Here is a 16,412-nt window from a genome sequence, read left to right as displayed (position 1 = left end):
ACACCAACCTCGTTGAGGGAGTTTTCTACCCGGCCGCATGCGTTATGCCGGCTCGGCATCCTATTGTCGATTATCCAGCGAACATGACCACCCTCGCAGCCTTGAAACGAAGGGCAAAAATCGGGTAACGCATCCGCTCATCAGCGTTCGACTTCGCGGCTTGGCATACCGGGGAGGCCCAAAATGGCCTCGGTCAGCCAGTGAAATCCTATCCGTTCCTGCTCGAGGCGCAGGTTTTCCCGGATGCGGTTGTCGCGCAGATCATCGAACAGCGCACGCTCGTCGGGGCTGAGTCGGGGCAGATCGTGGAGCACCTGCTCGTGCTCCTCGCCCCAGTGCACCTCGTGCGCATCCAATGTAGTGCGATCCATCAGCAGCGACGAGACATGATCGAAACGGCTGCGTAACTGATCGAGTATGGCAAAGCCGTGAGTGTCGATGTCGCCCCAATAATGGATGGCGCACCGCTTCAGCCAAGCAGCCCCGGCGAGGGCATCCCAGCCATAGCCGGCACCGAAGATCACGATCGCGCCACGAGTCGCCGGGAACGCGAGGAAGTTGGTTTCGTTCTCGGTGATGAATACACGCTGGATCGGCAACGCCAGGCTGGCAAAACTGCCGGCATCCAGGGTGATGTCCGGCCGCGCGGCGCAGGGAAACCATCGAACCTGCTCGTCCAGAACACGCATGCGGACGCGGGCCGGTTTGTCCGCAAACCCATAGCGAGCTGCAAACGCGCTGGCGCCCGTCCGGTCCAAAGCCACGGCCTGCGCAGGAAGCATCAGGTCGAACAGCTCCGACAGTACGGTGCGATGAGCCTCGATGAATTTGCTGTGGACACCGGCAACGTCGACCTGGCGCAGATAAATGCCGGGACGCGGATGCTCGACCAACCATTGCACCACGGCGATCAGATGCGGCCACGAGTCGGCCAGCTCGATGGCCTGCAAGGGACGTCTGGCCAACCAGGGCAGCAGCAGGGGTGCCGCGGCATGCGTCATCGCCACCACGCGTGAAAGACCCGCGGCGTCACGCCGCCTGCCCAGCAGGGCCAAGGCGTCATCCATGGTGTCGACCCAGACTTGGTCCGGCAAACGTTGCGCACCCTGGACACGGTGACGGACTTCGCGCCATTCGATACGGACATGGGGCGTGGCCGCCAGTTCGACGGCCCACGCGCGCACAACCTCGAAACGGTCGGCCAGGTCGGACGACGCAGGCCCTTTCAGCACAAGCCGCAGCGGGAACCCGGGCTCCGCGGTGACCAGCAGGCGCGGCAGCACGCCCCGGTCCCACAGGCGCGCAAGTTGGGCCTTCAGATCACCCGGTGTGGTCCAGATCATTCAGCGTCGCGCTCCGTCTCCAGTGGGGCTGTCGCCATGGCATGCACAACCTTCTGCGCGCGGTATTCCTCGATGGTCAGGTTGCGCAGTTTCGATGAACTGCCCGCTTCGTTGTGGACGAAGCCGACATGGGCCACAAAGGGCTCGATGATATGGATCTTCTGCAACGGCGTGACGATCAGGAGTTGCAGGTTGAGCTGTTGAAAGAGCCGGAGGCCATAGTGCGCCGACTCGTCGGAACCACGCCCGAAAGCCTCGTCGATCACCACGAAGCGGAAGGATCGAGAGCGCACCGCGCCCCACTCCAGACCGAACTGGTACGCCAGACTGGCGGCCAGGATCGTATACGCCAACTTCTCCTTCTGACCACCCGATTTGCCACCCGAGTCCGAGTAGTGGTCGAACTCGGTGTCGTCCTCGCGCCAGCGCTCGCTGGCGGCAAACAGGAACCAGTTGCGCACGTCGGTGACCTTGGATGTCCAGCGCCGATCCTGTTCGGACAGACCCTCGCGACCGCGAAAGCGGTCAATGATGGTCTTGACCTGCACGAACTTCGCTTCGGAATACTGGGCATCGTCCGAGCCGATCACCGCTCCCTCGGTACATGCGCGTAAATCCGTCTGGAAATCGCGAATCTCCGCATCGGGGCTGAGCTGGGATTCCAGCACGATATAGCGGCCGGGGTTGTAGTCGATCTGGGTGAGCGAGTCGTTGATGCGCGCGATACGTTCCTTGATGGTTTCGCGCTCGCGAGCCAGCTGGGCGTTGAAGTTGGCGATCTCGTTGATCGTGTTCTCGTTCAGCAGCTTTTTGAAGCTGGCAACGAAGCGCGGCAGGTCATCAGCCTTCAGTTTGTCCAGCATCGTGCGGTATTCGCCACATGCTTCCACGGCGACGTCGACTTCCTGGGTATCAAGCGGGAAGGCGGTGCAGTAGACACGCATGGCGTCGATGATTTTATCGCGCAGACGTTCGAGCTTCTTGTTCTCGGCGTCAAGGCTGTTCTGCAGCCAATTGCGCATATCGCTTTCGCGGTTGGCACACGTTTCGACCGTCAGCTGATGATCGTCGAGCGCGCCCTCGCGCATAGCTTCGAGCCGTGCAAAATGGACCGCATGGGCGGCCGCGTCCGATTCGTTCAGCACCGTCTGCGCCTGTTCGCGCAGGATCTGCGCGTCGGTCTTCTTCTGATCGGTTCTGGAACGCCTGTCCTTGCGATCCTCCAGCTCCTTTTCGACGACCTGCAAGGCAGCTGTCAATGCATTCAATTGATCGGTCAACTGTCGGAGCACGTCGGAGCCCGATTCCAGTGATTGCTTCTCTTGCATGAGACGCGCCACCTCCAGCGCCGTCGATTGCCAGTCGATCTCCTGAAAGTCGACGAACAGGTCGAGCTTGGACAGTGTGGCGAGGCGCTTCTTGAGCGCATCCTGCTCCGTCTGAAGTCCCGCGATTTGCGCACCCACGTCGGCCAGGCTGGATTCCAGCACCCTGGCCTTGGTCTCCAGCGCGGCGATCTTGGCGGCATTGGTCCAACCGAGCACGTAATGGCTGCGGTCATCCAGCCGATGGCGATCGTCCTTCTCGTGGCGCTCGCCCGGTGCCTTGATCTGGCCGGCGCGGGTGATGGCGCGCGTCTCGCGGCGAAACTGTTCCTGGGTGAGGCAGCAGGCCACGTCGAATCGATGGGCCACCTCACGATCCAGCCAGTCGTAGAAAGGCGAATCGGACTTGACCGCCAGCTTGCGCGCCAACGAATCGGTGTGCAGGCCCGGCAACGCACCGCGCGCGGCCTGCCGTATGCGGAAATAGACCAGACGCCCTTTCAGGTGCGTGCGATCGACCCAATCGGCGACCTGGATGTAGTGCTCGTTCGGTACCAACAGCGACAGGCCGAAGCTGCGCAGCAGCCGTTCGGCGGCACCCTCCCAGTCGCGCTCGTCATCGCGTACCTGCAGCAACTCGCCGGCAAACGGCATGTCCTCTTCGGCCAGTTCGAGGGCGTGACACAAGGCGGAACGCATCGCCACTTGTTGCTCGGGAATATTGCTGCGCCGAGCCTTCAGGCTATTGATCTCGGTTCGCAGCGCCGCATGTTCTTCCCGACCCTGGCGCAGGCTGACGGCATGTTCGGTAAGCTCGTTCTGCAACGTCGCCTCGCGCTCCCGAGACCGCTCATCGAGCGCAGCGAACCGCTTGCGCAAGGTCAGGAAATCCTGCTCGACATCAGGCAGTGTTTCGCCGACGTCAAGCACCAGCGCTTCGTATTGCGTGGATTTGCCCCGCTTGGTCGCTTGCTCGGCTTCCTTGCGACGAATGTCATTGGCCAGACGCGCGATACGCTCGCCACCGTTGTCGGCAATGCTGCGCTCAAGTTCTCGTTGCTCGCCGCGCTGGCCACTGCAATGCGCTTCCAGCCGCCTTACCTGGGCATCCTGCCGCTGCCACTCGCTCGTCAGACCGGTGATGCGCTTGTCCAGCAGCCCGAGCTTGATCCCGGCGAAATACGGCCGCAGCGCTTCGCGGCAGGCACGCAGCGCCGTCACCTCAACCACCATCGTGGCATGCCGCTCGCCATCGGCCACCAGTGGCGTGAGCAGTTCAACCTGGTGCTGTGCCTTGAGCACCGCCTGGTGCGCGCGGTTCAAGTTGTCAAAGTGCGTGATCAATGCCTGGATGCGGGAAGCCACCTCGAACGGCTCAAGCATGTGGCTACGCACGAAGTCGGTCAGGTTGCCGACCGACTTCATCGACACGGTCTGGTGGAACAGTTCGAGCGCCTGATCGCTTTCGATGCCGAAACGGCGGCGGAACCACGCGCCGTATTTCGGAAAGCCATCTTCGATTTCGGCACCCGCTTTGCGCAGCTTTCTGCGCAGCTGGGTCATGTCCGAGCCGAACTGGGCGAAGTGTTCGGCGATCGACAACTCCCGCTCGGCACCCACGAAGAAACGCGCCGGTTGCCCTTGTGCCTCTTTCATCCAGAAAACTTGGGCCAGCGTCACCGTCTGGTCGTAACCGGCATTGTGGAAGACACCGAGGATGACCGAGTAACTGTCGTTGCCGCGCAGGCTTACCGGCTTGGCGGTGCCGGTGGTCTCATGACGTTCGGATTTGTAGTGCCCGAGCACGTAGGAGCGCAGTGTGCGTTCCTTGCTGTCGGCACCGGCGGCCTTGTTGTAGGCAATCCGCTGCGCCGGCACCAGCAAGGTCGTGATCGCGTCGACCAGGGTGGACTTGCCCGAGCCGATGTCACCGGTAAGCAAACCATTGCGTCGATCGAGCTGCAACGTCCACACCCGCTTGTCGAAGGTGCCCCAGTTCAGCACTTCGAGCCGTTTCAGACGAAAGCCCGACAAGGTGTCATCGCCCACGAAATTCAGGCTGGGGGAAAGCGGCTCGTTCATTTCGCGTCGTCCATGGCCGTCGTGCCAGACAATTGCGCCTGGTAGGCGGCGAGTCGCGCGTCGAACTCGGCCAGCCACTGCGCATCGACATACGCCTTGAGGATGCGGCGCACCTCCCACACCGGGCCACTGGCGGGCTTCAGACGCCGCAGAAAGCCCAGCTCGACCACCTTGGTGATCTGCGCATCGATCTGGTCGACCAGCCGGGCTTCGTTGCTGCTGTCGGGCAGGAACACGCGCACCAACTCGACGATCTCCTCGCGTGTCAGCACCAGCCGCGTGTTGCCGCCGCCGGCGTCGAATTCCGCCAGCTTCTTGCGCAGCAACGCCAGCAGCAAACTGACCGGGAACGACAACGGGCGACGCACCACCAGACGGGGTAGCTGAGGGCTGGCATCCTCGTCCGCCGGTGCCGGGCGACTCTTGAGAAAGGCGTAGCCCTCGGCCTCATCCAGCACCAGATCCAGGCCCAACACGCCCACGTAGTCGCGCACTCGCACCTGCAGATTCAGCAGGCTGCCCCAGAGCCGCTCATCTCCCTCGCGATAAACGACACCCTTCAACAGGGTGATCGCCAGCGTCGAAAGATCGAACTGGATCGTGGTCGCGACGGAATCGGCATGATCCGTGGCCAGGCATTGCTCGTCGCCCATGCTTACCTCACGAACATTCTCATCTCACAAACAGGATGCGCGGCAGCCGGGCCTGCCGACGCAAGGCCGAACCATCGCGCGCGACCGCCTGCCAGGCAATCGGCTCGATGACGCTCTCGTCCACCACGGTCTTGAACGCTTCGCTGCCCAACTGCAGGTAGGCCACCAATTCGGCCAGACCTTGCTGCAATGCCTGTCCTTCGATCAACTCGCGCAGCGTGATCTGCCCACGCGCTTGCAGCGTTTGACGAATGTGGCGCACCAGGCGCGCCTTGTCGATGACGATCTGCTCGTACAACGCCGAAGGATCCACGTCATCATCGTCCTCCTGCAACGCGATGTCCGCGATCACTGACTTGAACGCCGGCGCATGCAACGGACGTTCCATCGCCAGGTCAATCGAGGCCGCGGGCTCGGCGATGGCCATGACTTCACCTGGCGGTGGCGCCTGTCGCAAGGCCAACGCCTTGCTCTCGATACCGTGCAGAATATCCATGATCCGGCGGTTCTCCAGCCAGGCCTGATCATCGAGAAAGCGCCGCAACTGCTGTGACAGCAGCGCCACCGTGCGTTGCGTGTGTTCGCCCGCCTCCAGCCAGTCGTAGTGCACCCGCCGGGTGCGGGCATCAGGTCTGAGATCGGCCACCGGCGAAAGGGACAGCACTCGTTCCAGCAGCTCGGTCAGTTCCTCCTGTCGACGGCTGGACATCAGGAAATCCCAGAAAGCACGAAAGCTGCGCCCCTGATCCGAATCGCCAATGGCGTCACGCTCGCCCATGATTTCTTGGAGCAGCGCCCCTTTCGAACCTTCCCACAGGGCAATCCGCTCGCGCACCCTGCGGTCCAATTGGCGGAAATTGGACTCCACTTCGCGGAAATCCGTCAGCAGCTCGCGGGCGAGCTGCATGAACTGCTGGAAGCGGTCCTTCACTGCCGCATCGTCGAGCAGAGGCACATTGCCGGCGATCACCTGCGCGATCTCGGCATCGATCTCGTCGCGCTTCCTGTGCAATTCGGCGATGCGCTTGGCCGGATCGGACTCGGTGCCTTCGCTCATCTGCTTGAGCAACTCGAACAGCGTGAGGAGCCGCGATTCCGTGCCCACGAAACTGCGCTCGGCGAGTTGGCCCAGCCAGGCAATGGCCTTCTCGGTGCCTGGCGTCAGATCGAACTGCGGCTCGTCGGTACCCGGTTGATAGAACTTGCGCAGCCAGCTCTTGTCCGAAGCGGCCCAATCGTTGAGATAGTCTCGCGCCGGCTTGGGAAAGCTGCCATCGCCAAGCTGCTGACGCAGGGCATACAGCTCATCTTCCAGTGCCTCGGCAAGATCGGCCGCCGCCATCACCCGTACATTGGACGCCACAAACGTCCTGTGCAGAAAACTCGCCACCAGCGCCGCGTGGTCAGAGCGCAGCAGCGTCCATGCGGGATGGCGGGTCCGCAGTGCGTCGAGCGTGGCGAAGTCCAGGGTCATGCTGCTCAGTCCATCGCACCGTGCGCGCCTTTTCGAGACCGCCCATTCGCGCTCACCATCACGCCGCCCATGGATTGATGACGGCTATACCGCAATCCACGAAATCCTTGACGTTGCGTGTGGCGAGACCCGCCCCCCGGGATCGGGCGATCGCCGCGATCATCGCATCGAATTGGCTGATGGGTTTACCCGCGGCTCTGCGGTTGGCGGCGATCTCGGCATAAGCGTCCGCCGCATCGCTGTCAAAACTCAGTACCTGTCCCGCCAGGTCGGCATCGAAGATGGATAGAACCGCGCTCAGCAGGCTCGTTTTGCGCTGGCTATCCGCAAGCAGGTGCAAGCCGTAGAACAATTCCCCTCGTGTAACCGTGGTGGTGAACAGCGCTGGCCGGGGCTGGGCTCCGAGCCAGGTCAATACACGCTCGTCAGGCGCCGGCCGAAGGGTTTCGGAAAGGACATTGGTGTCCAGGATGATCACACGCCGAACTCCGGCGGTTCGCGCAAGGGGCCGCGCTCTGGCAACGTCAACTCGATACCTTTCAAGGGCGCGATGCGCGCACGGATCGCCTCGACCAGGGTGGTCGCGCGTACCGGCTGGACAGACAGTGCCGCACGCAGAATATCGCGCGCCTCTTCTTCCATCGAACGCCCATGCATGGCCGCCTTCATGCGCAATCGGGCCTTCAGCTGATCATCGATGTTGCGGATGGTCATGGTCGTAGTCATTAAAATGTACTCGGATTAAGCATTGACTGCATTCTATGCATTGCTTGCAATTGCGGCAAGCCCTTGGCGTCCTCGAGGGCCGAGGGCGGGGTAAAACCCGGGTAGAAATCGAAAGATTGACGTTTTTGCGCCGCAGACGACTACAACGAAAGAGGTGGCACGCATCGCCGTGGACAACCCAGACATCGACCTGCAGCGCGCGCAACGACAGGCCCACCAGACAGGCACAGGTTTCGCCCTGGCAAGGCTGGCGTGGATGCCGTCGCCGCCTTGTATGGCGATCCAGCAGAAACCTGGAGCGTATGGTGCAAAGTCGGCGACAAAGGAGCGCAAGCCGTACCACCCTACGCAACGGAAGAGCCGGCAATTCAGGCCGTATCGCGCCGCGACTGCCGCGTCACCACGCTGGTGGCGGTGAGGTCGCCGGTGACGTTGCCCAGCGTGGCCAGCGCGTCGGGGAGGGTGTCGACCGCCAGCATCAGGCCCAGCGGGCTGAGCGGCAGGCCCATCGCCTGCGCCACCGGCAGGTTGGTGGCGATGAAGGTGACCTGGCCCGGCAGGCCGACCGAACCCAGGCTGATCACCACCGCGAGCAGCGCGCCGGCAAGCAGCTGCGCGGTGGACAGGTCGATGCCGTAGGCCCAGGCGATGAACACCGCCGAGGTCACATATTGCACCGGGCTGGTCAGGCGGAACAGGCTCACCGCCATCGGCAGCACCAGCGCGGCGACCTGCTGCGGATAGCCGAGCCGACGGTCGGCGCTTTCCAACATCGCCGGCAGCGAGGCCAGCGAGGACTGCGTGCTGACCGCCACCACTTGCGCCGGCACCAGCGCCAGCGCGAACCGGCGCAGCTTCTCGCCGCCGAACACCACCGCCAGCGGCAGCAGCATCACGGTGACCGCCAGGTACAGCAGGCACTCGACCAGCACGTATACGCCGAGCGCGCTGAGCATCCCTAAGCCCGAGCGAGCGCACACGGAAAGGATCAGCGCGAACACGCCCAGCGGCGCGATCCACAGCACCCAGCGCACGATCACGATCATCGTATCGCTGATCGCCTGGAAGAATTCCATCAGCAGCGCGCGCCGCGCCGGCGCGATCCGGGTCAGCGCGAAACCGAGGAACAGCGCGAACACCACCAGCGGCAGCATCGCGCTCTGCGCCGCGGCCATGACCGCGTTGTTCGGCACGATCGCCACCAGCGTGTCGATCCAGTTCGGCGCCGCCTGCGCGGCCGCGGGCACGCTGGCGTGGTCGAGCGCGGTGATCAGCGCCGGATTGTGCGGGAACAGCGCGAACACCAGCGGCGCGGCCAGCGCGGCGAACAGCGCGCCGCCGGTCAGTACCACGATGAACACCACGATCGCGCGTCGCGCGATGCGGCCCGAGGCGGCCGCGTCGGTGGCGGTATTGACGCCCACCACCACCAGCGCCAGCACCAGCGGCACCACCGTCATCTGCAGCGCGTTCAACCACAGCTTGCCGATCGGCTGCGCCACGTTCGCCACCTGCAACGCCACGGTTTCGTCCCAGCCGGCCAGCAGCAGGCCGATCAGCGCGCCGGCGGCCAGCCCGGTCAGCACCCGACTGGTGGCACTCACTGCGCAGGCTCCGCGGTGACCAGCGCCGGCAGCCGCCACGACGCGCGCAGGCGTTCGTACTCGGCCTGCGGCAGCAGCACGAACACCGAGTGGTCCTGCGGCTTCAGCCAGGCCAGCAGCCGCTGCATCAGCGCCGGCGTCATCGCGGTGCAGCCGGCGGTGGCGTCGGCGGGCGACTTCCACAAGTGCGCGAAGATGCAGCTGCCGCCCTGCGGCGCCGCCTGCGCGTTGTGCTCGATCACGAAGCCGAACCGGTAGCGCTGGTCGCCGTTCGCATGCAGGTCGCGCCGCATCGGTTCGCTGGAACCCTTCACCGCGTCGGCACCGACCACGTTGGCGTCGACGATGCGGTTGTACTGCGCCGTGCCGCTGACATCCATGCACCAGTCGGTGGCGGTGAGCGCGCGGTACGGCAGCGCGGTGGCCGCGTGCGCGGCGTAGCCGAACGCCTCGCCGATGCGGAACACGCCGGCCGGGCTGCGGTTGTCGCCCTCGTGCTTCACCGGGCCGCCGGTCTGCGGCGCGTTCAGGCCCAGGCCCCAGCCGGCGCCGTTCTTGCCGATGGTCACCGGTGCGGGCGCGACGACTTCCCGCCAGGCATCGCCGTGGCGCTCGAAGGCGCGCAGCTCGCCCTGGTCGGCGTTCCAGTCGGCGGTGGTGACCACGATCATCTGGCGGGCGTTCTGCCAGCGCGCGCTCGCGTCGCCGGCATGCGCGGCTCCGGCGAGCGCAACGGCAAACGTCAGCAGGGCAAGGGTGCGGCGGCGAACAGTCATCAGCTTTTCATCCGGCAATTCTTCATCACGCAACATGAGCCCGCTTGCGGGTGGTGCTTCTGCGAATCCCGAATCCCGAATCCCGGCTCAAAAGTATCGCCCGCAAGCGGGCTCCTACAATTCCCGATTCCCCATTCCCGGCCCTCACGGCTCCAGCATCAGCTGGATGCGGTCGAGGTTGGCCAGCAGCTGCGCGTGGCGATCGTCGTGGCCCTCGCACAGCTGCACGAATACGCCGTCGAGCAGGTGCTGCAGCGCCGACTGGTACAGCAGCGGCTGGACGTACGGCAGCTCGTCGTGCGCCGACACCACCAGGGCGAGGTCGGCCAGTGCGCGCAGCGGGTTCGCTGTGTGCCGCGTCACCGTGATCACCTGGCCGCGGCGCTCGCGGAAGTAGCGGGCGATCTTGCACAGCGCCGGATGGTTGCCGTGCTCGGAGAACACCAGCAGCACGTCGCCGGCGCTGGCCGCGGAGACGTTCGCGGTCATCCGTGCGGTGTCGAAGTTGTGCACGGTGAGGATGCCCAGCAGCGACAGCTTCAGCGCAAAGCCGCGCGCGTGAATGTCGTCCTCGCCCAGCCCGATGATGAACACCTTGCCGGCGCGGCCGGCCTGCTCGATCGCGTCGGCCACGGCTTGCAGGATTTCCGGCGGATTGATCAGCCGGGTCGCCTCTTCCGCCTCGGACTTGCGCCGCCACAGGTTGCCGGCGGACGAGCCGCCGCCTTCACCGCCGCTCGCCTCCGCGACCTGCGGCGTGTCGCCGTTGTCGGCGCGCGCGATCGCCTCGCCGACCGAATACTTCAGGTCCGGATAGCCCTTGAAACCCAGCTTCTGGGTGAACTTGACCACGCTGGACTGGCTGATCCCCAGCGCATTGGCCAGTTGCTGCGAGGAGTAGTCGCGCAGGAGTTGCGCGTTTTCGAGGATGAAGTCGGCGATGCGCCGCTCCACTGCCGACATCTGGTCGCGTTCCGAACGGATTTTGACCAGCGGCGACATCAGGCTTCGATCCTCTCCAATCCGCGGATCTCGCGGATGCCCAGTCCGGGGGCGTCCGTCACCGAGATTTCCGACTCGTTGAAGATTACCCCACCGTCGACCGGATTGAACTGGCACAGCGACGGGCCGTCCAGGTCGATCTTGGTGATCACGTTCGACTTGGCCACCGCCACGTGCACCGCGGCGGCCACGCTGATGCTGGTTTCCAGCATGCAGCCGATCATGCACTCGATGCCATGCATGCCGGCGATATCGGCGATGCGGATCGCATTGGAGATGCCGCCGGTCTTCATCAGCTTGATGTTGATGATGTCGGCGGCGCGCAGGCGGATCAGCTCGATCACCTCCATCGGGCCGAACACGCTCTCGTCGGCCATCACCGGCGTGTGCACGCGCTCGGTGACGTAGCGCATGCCGGCCAGGTCGCGCGCCTTCACCGGCTGCTCGATCAGCTCCAGCTTGATGCCGGCCTCCTCCAGCGTCTGCAGCGCGTACACCGCCTGCTTGGCGGTCCAGCCCTGGTTCGCGTCCAGCCGCAGCAGCGCGCGCCCTTCCACCGCGGCGTAGATCGCCTTGACCCGCTCGATGTCGACGCCGATGTCCTTGCCCACCTTGATCTTCAGCGACTCGAAGCCGCGCTCCACCGCGGAAACCGAGTCGGCCACCATCTTGTCGATGTAGTCGACGCTGATGGTGATGTCGGTGGTGATCACCGGGTCGCCGCCGCCCAAGAGCTTGTACAGCGGCGCGCCGTAGAGCTGGCCCCACAGGTCGTACACCGCGATCTCCACCGCCGCCTTGGCGCTGGTGTTCTTCTCCATCGAAGACTGGATCAGCTGGGTGAGGTGGTTGAGGTTGGCGATGTCCTGGCCGATCAGCCGCGGGGAGATGTAGTGGCGGATCGCGTCGATGATCGAGCCGTGGGTGTCGCCGGTGATCACCGCGGTGGCCGGCGCCTCGCCGTAACCGACCTGGCCCGTGTCGGTATGCACCATCACCACGATGTCCTCCACCGTGTTGACCGTGCGCAGCGCCGTCTTGAACGGGGTCTTCAGCGGCACCCGCAGCATGCCGAACTGGATGTCGGTGATTTTCATGGGCAAGCCTTCATGGAATCTGTGTCCTTTTTCTTCTTGGTGCAGGCGCGCTCAGTGGCGGATGCGCACGATGCTGGTCATGCGGTCGACAAAGGTCTGCTGGTCGTTGAACAGCATCGGCAGCAGCGGCGTCACCGACACCGCGTTGAGCTTGACGTGCGCCTTGCTGCCGTCCGCCTTGCGGTAACTCATGCCGCCCACGTCGTGGATCACGTAGGGCTGGCCGTGCAGCTGGCCGATCACCATCATCACGTGGCCGGGGATGTAGACCAGGTCGCCCACCTGCAACGCATGCGCCGCCTTGAGGCGTTCTTCGCGGCTGTCCTTCGCGGTGAACGCGCGGCGTTCCAGCGCCGGGCTGATCGCCTGCTTGCTGGTGTTGCGCGGCATCTCGACGCCCATGCTGCGGTACACGTCGGAGACGAAGCCGCTGCAGTCGCGGCCGTCGTAGGCGTGGCCCCAGCCGTAGCGCTCGCCGAGAAACTTGAACGCCTGGCGGATCAGGTTGGCACGGGTCAGTGGCAGGTAGTCGGCGGCGGTATCGGTGTTCTTCTGCAGCAGCGCCGGGCTGAACCCCAGCGAGCCATTGGCCTGGCGCAGCGGCAGCTCGAGCACGTGCGCGGCGTACGGCGTCTGGCCGTTGACCGGCTGGTCCGGCGCCAGGCCGGTCGCCAGCGGCACGCGCGTGCCCATGTCCAGCGGCAGCTGCGATACCGCCGGCTGCTCGCGGGTGAACACGGTGCGCTCTACCGCGCCGGTGATCACCCGGTACGGCGCCTTGTCGGCGTAGCCGAACACTTCGGCCGCGCTGCCTTCGGCCACGTTCTCCTTCTCGGTCCAGGCGGCGTAACGCGGGCTGACCACGAACAGCCACTGGCCGTCGGCGCTGGCGTGCACGATCGCCACCGGCGTGCCGGGAAACTCGGCGCTTTCCTGGAAGCGGTCGATATCGGTGTCGCCCTTCTCGCTGAATACGCGCAGCGTGGTCGGGAACATGCGCAGCGCGGCGCGGCGCACCACCAGGCCGTAGCGCGTCGGCTGCTGCGCGGGAATCGCATCGAGCGCGAGGTTGCCGACCACGGCATCCAGCGTGGCGGCCGGTACCGGCCGACCGTCGACGTCGAACAGCGGACGGTCCGGCCGTTCGGACAGCGCCTCGATCCAGCCAGCGACCTGCTCGCGGCTCAAGGTTTTCGGCAACGCGCGCAGGCCGTGCATCGACGGATCGAGCTGCAGCAACTTCGCGTTCTGCGCCTCGATCGCGGCGCGGTCGAGGATCACCCGATCGGGCTCGGCCTGCAGGCCGATCCAGAATGCGGGCGTGAGCTGCGCCTCGCCGACGCCGAGCACGCCGGACGGCGGCACGGTCAACGCAGCGTTCGCCTCGCGCGCCTGCAGCGGGGCGCCGGCGAAGGCGAGCGCAAGCGCGGTGGCGGCAAGCAGGGGGATTCGCATCGTCTTGGTCCTATGTTGAAACCGCATCACCCGCCCGCCAGCGTGGACAGGATCGTCGCCACCAGCAGGCCGAAACCGGTGCCCAGGATGTAGCCGAGCAGGGCCAGCAGGATACCGACCGGTACCAGCGCGGCCGAATAGCTGGCCGCCAGGATCGGCGTGGCCGCCACGCCGCCAATATGCGCCAGCGAAGAGATCCCGCACAGGTACAGGTCGAAGCGGAACAGCTTGGCGCAGCCGATCAGCAGCACCGCATGGATCGCGATGATGGTGACGCCGCACAGCAGGTACAGCGGGGCCGCAGCGATGCCCTGGAAGTTGCTCTGCGAGGCCAGCACCGCCACCACGCTGATCAGCATCGCGCTGGAAATCGTGCTGGCGCCAGGAAACTCCGCCAGTGGCGTGTGCGCCACCACCAGGCCGAAGCCGGTGGCCAGCAGGATGGCCCAGGTGGTCGCGCTGATCATGCCGGACACCGGCAGCCAGTTGGCCAGCCAGCCCGACAGCGCCGCCACCGCCAGCGCCATGCCCAGCCACAGCAGCACGCTGTCGTAGGTGGTCGGCGCCTTGGCCTTCACCGGCTCCAGCGGAGTGTCGCCGCTGGATTTTGCCCGGGTCCAGCGGTTGAACGCCGGCGCCAGCCGCGCCACCGAGAACAGCACCACCACCCACATCGAGTAGCCCAGCGCATCGGTCAGCAGCGACATCGCCAGGTACGTGTCTGACATGCCGATCGCCTGCTTCACCGCGATCATGTTCGCGGTGCCGCCGACCCAGCTGCCGGAGAGCGCGGCCAGCGGCTGCCAGTCGTTGCCGGGCAGCCAGTGGCGATAGATCAGGTAGGTGCCGATGAAGGCCACGAACAGGCTCAGCGAGGTGCAGGCGAACACGCCGAGCACGCGCGGGCCGAGCCGCCAGATCGCGCGCAGGTCGCAGTTGATCATCAGCAGGAACAGCAACGCCGGCACCAGGTGCGAGACCAGCATCGACTGCGCCGCCTTGATCTCCGCGTTGACCTGCCACAGCCCGGACACCGCCAGCGCGGTGACCAGCAGGTAGGTCAGCACGATCGGCGGCAGCACCGAAAACAGCTTCCAGCCGAAGCGGCGTTCCATCGCCGGAAACAAACCGGCGACCAGCAACATCAGCGCCAGGTAGGGCCAGACCGTGTGGATCACATGCATCCCCTCGTGGATCGTTCGCGGGCATTCGCAGGCTGGCTGGTTTCCACCATCAAGGAATAGCTGATTCTTACATGCTTCAATTGAAGCATAAATTATTGACCGGCATTTGCAAGCGTGTTACACAGCGGTTTCAGGGGATTCGTTGCGGGGACGTTTGTCGATGGATACGTTGCTACCTGTCGCACCCAAAGTACGCTGCCATGCACGTGGCCTGCGCGTCGCCGCGTCCCTGCTCGCCCTGCTGCTCGCCGCGCCGTTCGCGTTCGCCGCCAACGGCCCCGGCGGCAAGGCGGTCACCCCCATCATCGCCCAGATCGACGCCGGCCACTTCAAGGCGGCCGACGCGGCGATCACCGACGCCCTGGCGCAGCCCGGCCTGTCCGCCGACACGCGCCACGCGCTTGCGTTCCAGCGCGAACGCATGCGCCGCATCCTGCTCGACTTCACCCTCGGCGCCGACGAGGTCAAGGCGCGCGTGCGCAAGCAGATTCCCGACCTCACCGACGCCGAGTTCGCGAAGTGGAACGCGGCCGGCCTGTTCGAGCACCAGCTGATCGACGGCCGCACGCTGTACTTCAAGCGCTCACCCGGCAACCTGTTCCGGCTCAGCCCCGAAGCGGTGGCGCGGCGCGCCGTGCAGACGCCGATCGGCGACGGTCCGATGGAAGCGCTGAACGACCACCAGCGCGCGATCTACCAGACCGCGCTGGCCGAACACCGCAGCAGCGTGCTGCCGCGGCGCCTGCGCATGACGCAGACGCTGACCGTCGACGCCGACGCCGTGCCCGCCGGCGAGACCGTGCGCGCGTGGATTCCGTACCCGCAGGCGGTGCCGGGCCAGCAGGAAGACATCCGCTACGTGGCCAGCGTGCCGGCCACGCACCAGATCGCACCCGCGTCGGCGCCGCAGCGCACGGTGTACCTGGAGAAGCCGGCCGTGGCCGGACAGAAGACGGTGTTCTCGGTCACCTACGAGCTGACCCTGTTCGCGCAATACCACGCGATCGACCCGGCCAGGGTCACGGCAGAGAAGATCACGCCGGAACTGGCCCCGTTCGTGGCCGAGCGCGCACCGCATATCGTGTTCACCGACGCGATGCGCGCGTTCTCGCGCAAGGTCGTGGGCGAGGAGAAGAACCCGTACCGCATCGCGCAGAAACTGTTCGCCGCGGTCGACCAGATCCCCTGGGCCGGCGCGCGCGAGTACTCCACCATCAGCAACATCAGCGACTACGCGCTGCACGCCGGCCACGCCGACTGCGGCCAGCAGACCCTGCTGCTGATGACCCTGCTGCGCCTGAACGGCATCCCCGCGCGCTGGCAGTCCGGCATGGTGTATTCGGACGACGGCAGCCGCTACAGCAACATCCACGACTGGGGCTACCTGTACCTGCCGCCGTACGGCTGGGTGCCGATGGACGTCACCACCGGCCGGCTGCACCGGGCGGCGGGCGACGACAAGGCGCTGGAGTGGTTCTACCTGGGCGGCCTCGACAACTGGCGCATCGCCTTCAACGACGACTACGGCCGCCGCTTCCAGCCGTCCAAGCGGCAGTTCCGCTCCGACGACGTGGACTCGCAACGCGGCGAGGCCGAATGGCGCGGCGGCGACCTCTATTTCGATCAACTGGATTACGGCTTCGACTGGCAGGTCCTGCCAGCGGCGCAGGGACGCAGCGGCAACTAACCGG

General features: G+C 65.4%; 13 protein-coding genes. 1 reads left to right on the top strand and 12 read right to left on the bottom strand.

What is annotated here, in order from left to right:
* Positions 1 to 140: 140 nt before the first annotated feature.
* The 12 genes from RHOOR92_RS0114070 to RHOOR92_RS0114015 form a co-directional block, all read right to left on the bottom strand.
* Positions 141 to 1,343: a Wadjet anti-phage system protein JetD domain-containing protein gene (locus tag RHOOR92_RS0114070; protein WP_027490548.1), complete on the bottom strand. Its 1,203-nt coding sequence runs from the start codon at positions 1,341 to 1,343 to the stop codon at positions 141 to 143.
* Positions 1,340 to 4,750, bottom strand: coding sequence for an ATP-binding protein (locus RHOOR92_RS0114065; RefSeq protein ID WP_027490547.1), 3,411 nt, complete (start codon positions 4,748 to 4,750; stop codon positions 1,340 to 1,342). The genes RHOOR92_RS0114070 and RHOOR92_RS0114065 overlap by 4 nt, the downstream gene beginning before the upstream one ends.
* Complete coding sequence (locus RHOOR92_RS0114060) at positions 4,747 to 5,403, bottom strand: DUF4194 domain-containing protein (RefSeq protein WP_027490546.1); 657 nt, start codon at positions 5,401 to 5,403, stop codon at positions 4,747 to 4,749. Before RHOOR92_RS0114060 ends, RHOOR92_RS0114065 begins: the two co-directional genes overlap by 4 nt.
* A 19-nt stretch (positions 5,404 to 5,422) precedes the next feature.
* Complete coding sequence (locus tag RHOOR92_RS0114055; RefSeq protein ID WP_007509629.1) at positions 5,423 to 6,877, bottom strand: DUF3375 domain-containing protein; 1,455 nt, start codon at positions 6,875 to 6,877, stop codon at positions 5,423 to 5,425.
* A gap of 58 nt (positions 6,878 to 6,935) precedes the next feature.
* Positions 6,936 to 7,355: a type II toxin-antitoxin system VapC family toxin gene (locus tag RHOOR92_RS0114050; protein ID WP_007509632.1), complete on the bottom strand. Its 420-nt coding sequence runs from the start codon at positions 7,353 to 7,355 to the stop codon at positions 6,936 to 6,938.
* Positions 7,352 to 7,591 (bottom strand): hypothetical protein, encoded by a 240-nt coding sequence (locus tag RHOOR92_RS0114045; RefSeq protein ID WP_007509634.1) that lies wholly within the window; start codon positions 7,589 to 7,591, stop codon positions 7,352 to 7,354. Before RHOOR92_RS0114045 ends, RHOOR92_RS0114050 begins: the two co-directional genes overlap by 4 nt.
* Positions 7,592 to 7,971: 380 nt before the next feature.
* Positions 7,972 to 9,207: a dicarboxylate/amino acid:cation symporter gene (locus RHOOR92_RS0114040; protein WP_007509636.1), complete on the bottom strand. Its 1,236-nt coding sequence runs from the start codon at positions 9,205 to 9,207 to the stop codon at positions 7,972 to 7,974.
* Positions 9,204 to 9,983, bottom strand: a complete 780-nt coding sequence (locus RHOOR92_RS0114035) for a transpeptidase (protein WP_037115446.1) — start codon at positions 9,981 to 9,983, stop codon at positions 9,204 to 9,206. Before RHOOR92_RS0114035 ends, RHOOR92_RS0114040 begins: the two co-directional genes overlap by 4 nt.
* 144 nt (positions 9,984 to 10,127) lie before the next feature.
* Positions 10,128 to 10,985 (bottom strand): MurR/RpiR family transcriptional regulator, encoded by an 858-nt coding sequence (locus RHOOR92_RS0114030; protein WP_027490545.1) that lies wholly within the window; start codon positions 10,983 to 10,985, stop codon positions 10,128 to 10,130.
* Entirely contained in the window at positions 10,985 to 12,082 is a 1,098-nt protein-coding gene (locus RHOOR92_RS0114025) for a dipeptide epimerase (protein WP_027490544.1), read from the bottom strand. Before RHOOR92_RS0114025 ends, RHOOR92_RS0114030 begins: the two co-directional genes overlap by 1 nt.
* 51 nt (positions 12,083 to 12,133) lie before the next feature.
* Complete coding sequence (locus RHOOR92_RS0114020) at positions 12,134 to 13,537, bottom strand: SH3 domain-containing protein (protein ID WP_027490543.1); 1,404 nt, start codon at positions 13,535 to 13,537, stop codon at positions 12,134 to 12,136.
* A 26-nt stretch (positions 13,538 to 13,563) separates the two neighbouring features.
* Complete coding sequence (locus tag RHOOR92_RS0114015) at positions 13,564 to 14,721, bottom strand: DUF819 family protein (protein ID WP_027490542.1); 1,158 nt, start codon at positions 14,719 to 14,721, stop codon at positions 13,564 to 13,566.
* Between the two features lie 160 nt (positions 14,722 to 14,881).
* Between RHOOR92_RS0114015 and RHOOR92_RS0114010 the strand changes: the two genes are divergently transcribed.
* The gene (locus tag RHOOR92_RS0114010; protein ID WP_027490541.1) at positions 14,882 to 16,408 is read left to right on the top strand and encodes a transglutaminase domain-containing protein; all 1,527 of its coding nucleotides are present in this window, start codon (positions 14,882 to 14,884) and stop codon (positions 16,406 to 16,408) included.
* Positions 16,409 to 16,412: the final 4 nt, after the last annotated feature.

This window comes from Rhodanobacter sp. OR92 (genome assembly GCF_000427545.1).
Taxonomy (GTDB): domain Bacteria; phylum Pseudomonadota; class Gammaproteobacteria; order Xanthomonadales; family Rhodanobacteraceae; genus Rhodanobacter; species Rhodanobacter denitrificans.
The sequence above is the reverse complement of the archived record's forward strand: the minus strand, read 5'-3'. Positions and strand labels throughout refer to the sequence as shown.

Bases quoted from the DNA above. Each gene is read 5' to 3' on its own strand.
- RHOOR92_RS0114070 (WP_027490548.1), bottom strand. From the start codon at position 1,343: ATGATCTGGACCACACCGGGTGATCTGAAGGCCCAACTTGCGCGCCTG.
- RHOOR92_RS0114065 (WP_027490547.1), bottom strand. From the start codon at position 4,750: ATGAACGAGCCGCTTTCCCCCAGCCTGAATTTCGTGGGCGATGACACC.
- RHOOR92_RS0114060 (WP_027490546.1), bottom strand. From the start codon at position 5,403: ATGGGCGACGAGCAATGCCTGGCCACGGATCATGCCGATTCCGTCGCG.
- RHOOR92_RS0114055 (WP_007509629.1), bottom strand. From the start codon at position 6,877: ATGACCCTGGACTTCGCCACGCTCGACGCACTGCGGACCCGCCATCCC.
- RHOOR92_RS0114045 (WP_007509634.1), bottom strand. From the start codon at position 7,591: ATGACCATCCGCAACATCGATGATCAGCTGAAGGCCCGATTGCGCATG.
- RHOOR92_RS0114035 (WP_037115446.1), bottom strand. From the start codon at position 9,983: ATGACTGTTCGCCGCCGCACCCTTGCCCTGCTGACGTTTGCCGTTGCG.
- RHOOR92_RS0114030 (WP_027490545.1), bottom strand. From the start codon at position 10,985: ATGTCGCCGCTGGTCAAAATCCGTTCGGAACGCGACCAGATGTCGGCA.
- RHOOR92_RS0114025 (WP_027490544.1), bottom strand. From the start codon at position 12,082: ATGAAAATCACCGACATCCAGTTCGGCATGCTGCGGGTGCCGCTGAAG.
- RHOOR92_RS0114020 (WP_027490543.1), bottom strand. From the start codon at position 13,537: ATGCGAATCCCCCTGCTTGCCGCCACCGCGCTTGCGCTCGCCTTCGCC.
- RHOOR92_RS0114015 (WP_027490542.1), bottom strand. From the start codon at position 14,721: ATGCATGTGATCCACACGGTCTGGCCCTACCTGGCGCTGATGTTGCTG.
- RHOOR92_RS0114010 (WP_027490541.1), top strand. From the start codon at position 14,882: ATGGATACGTTGCTACCTGTCGCACCCAAAGTACGCTGCCATGCACGT.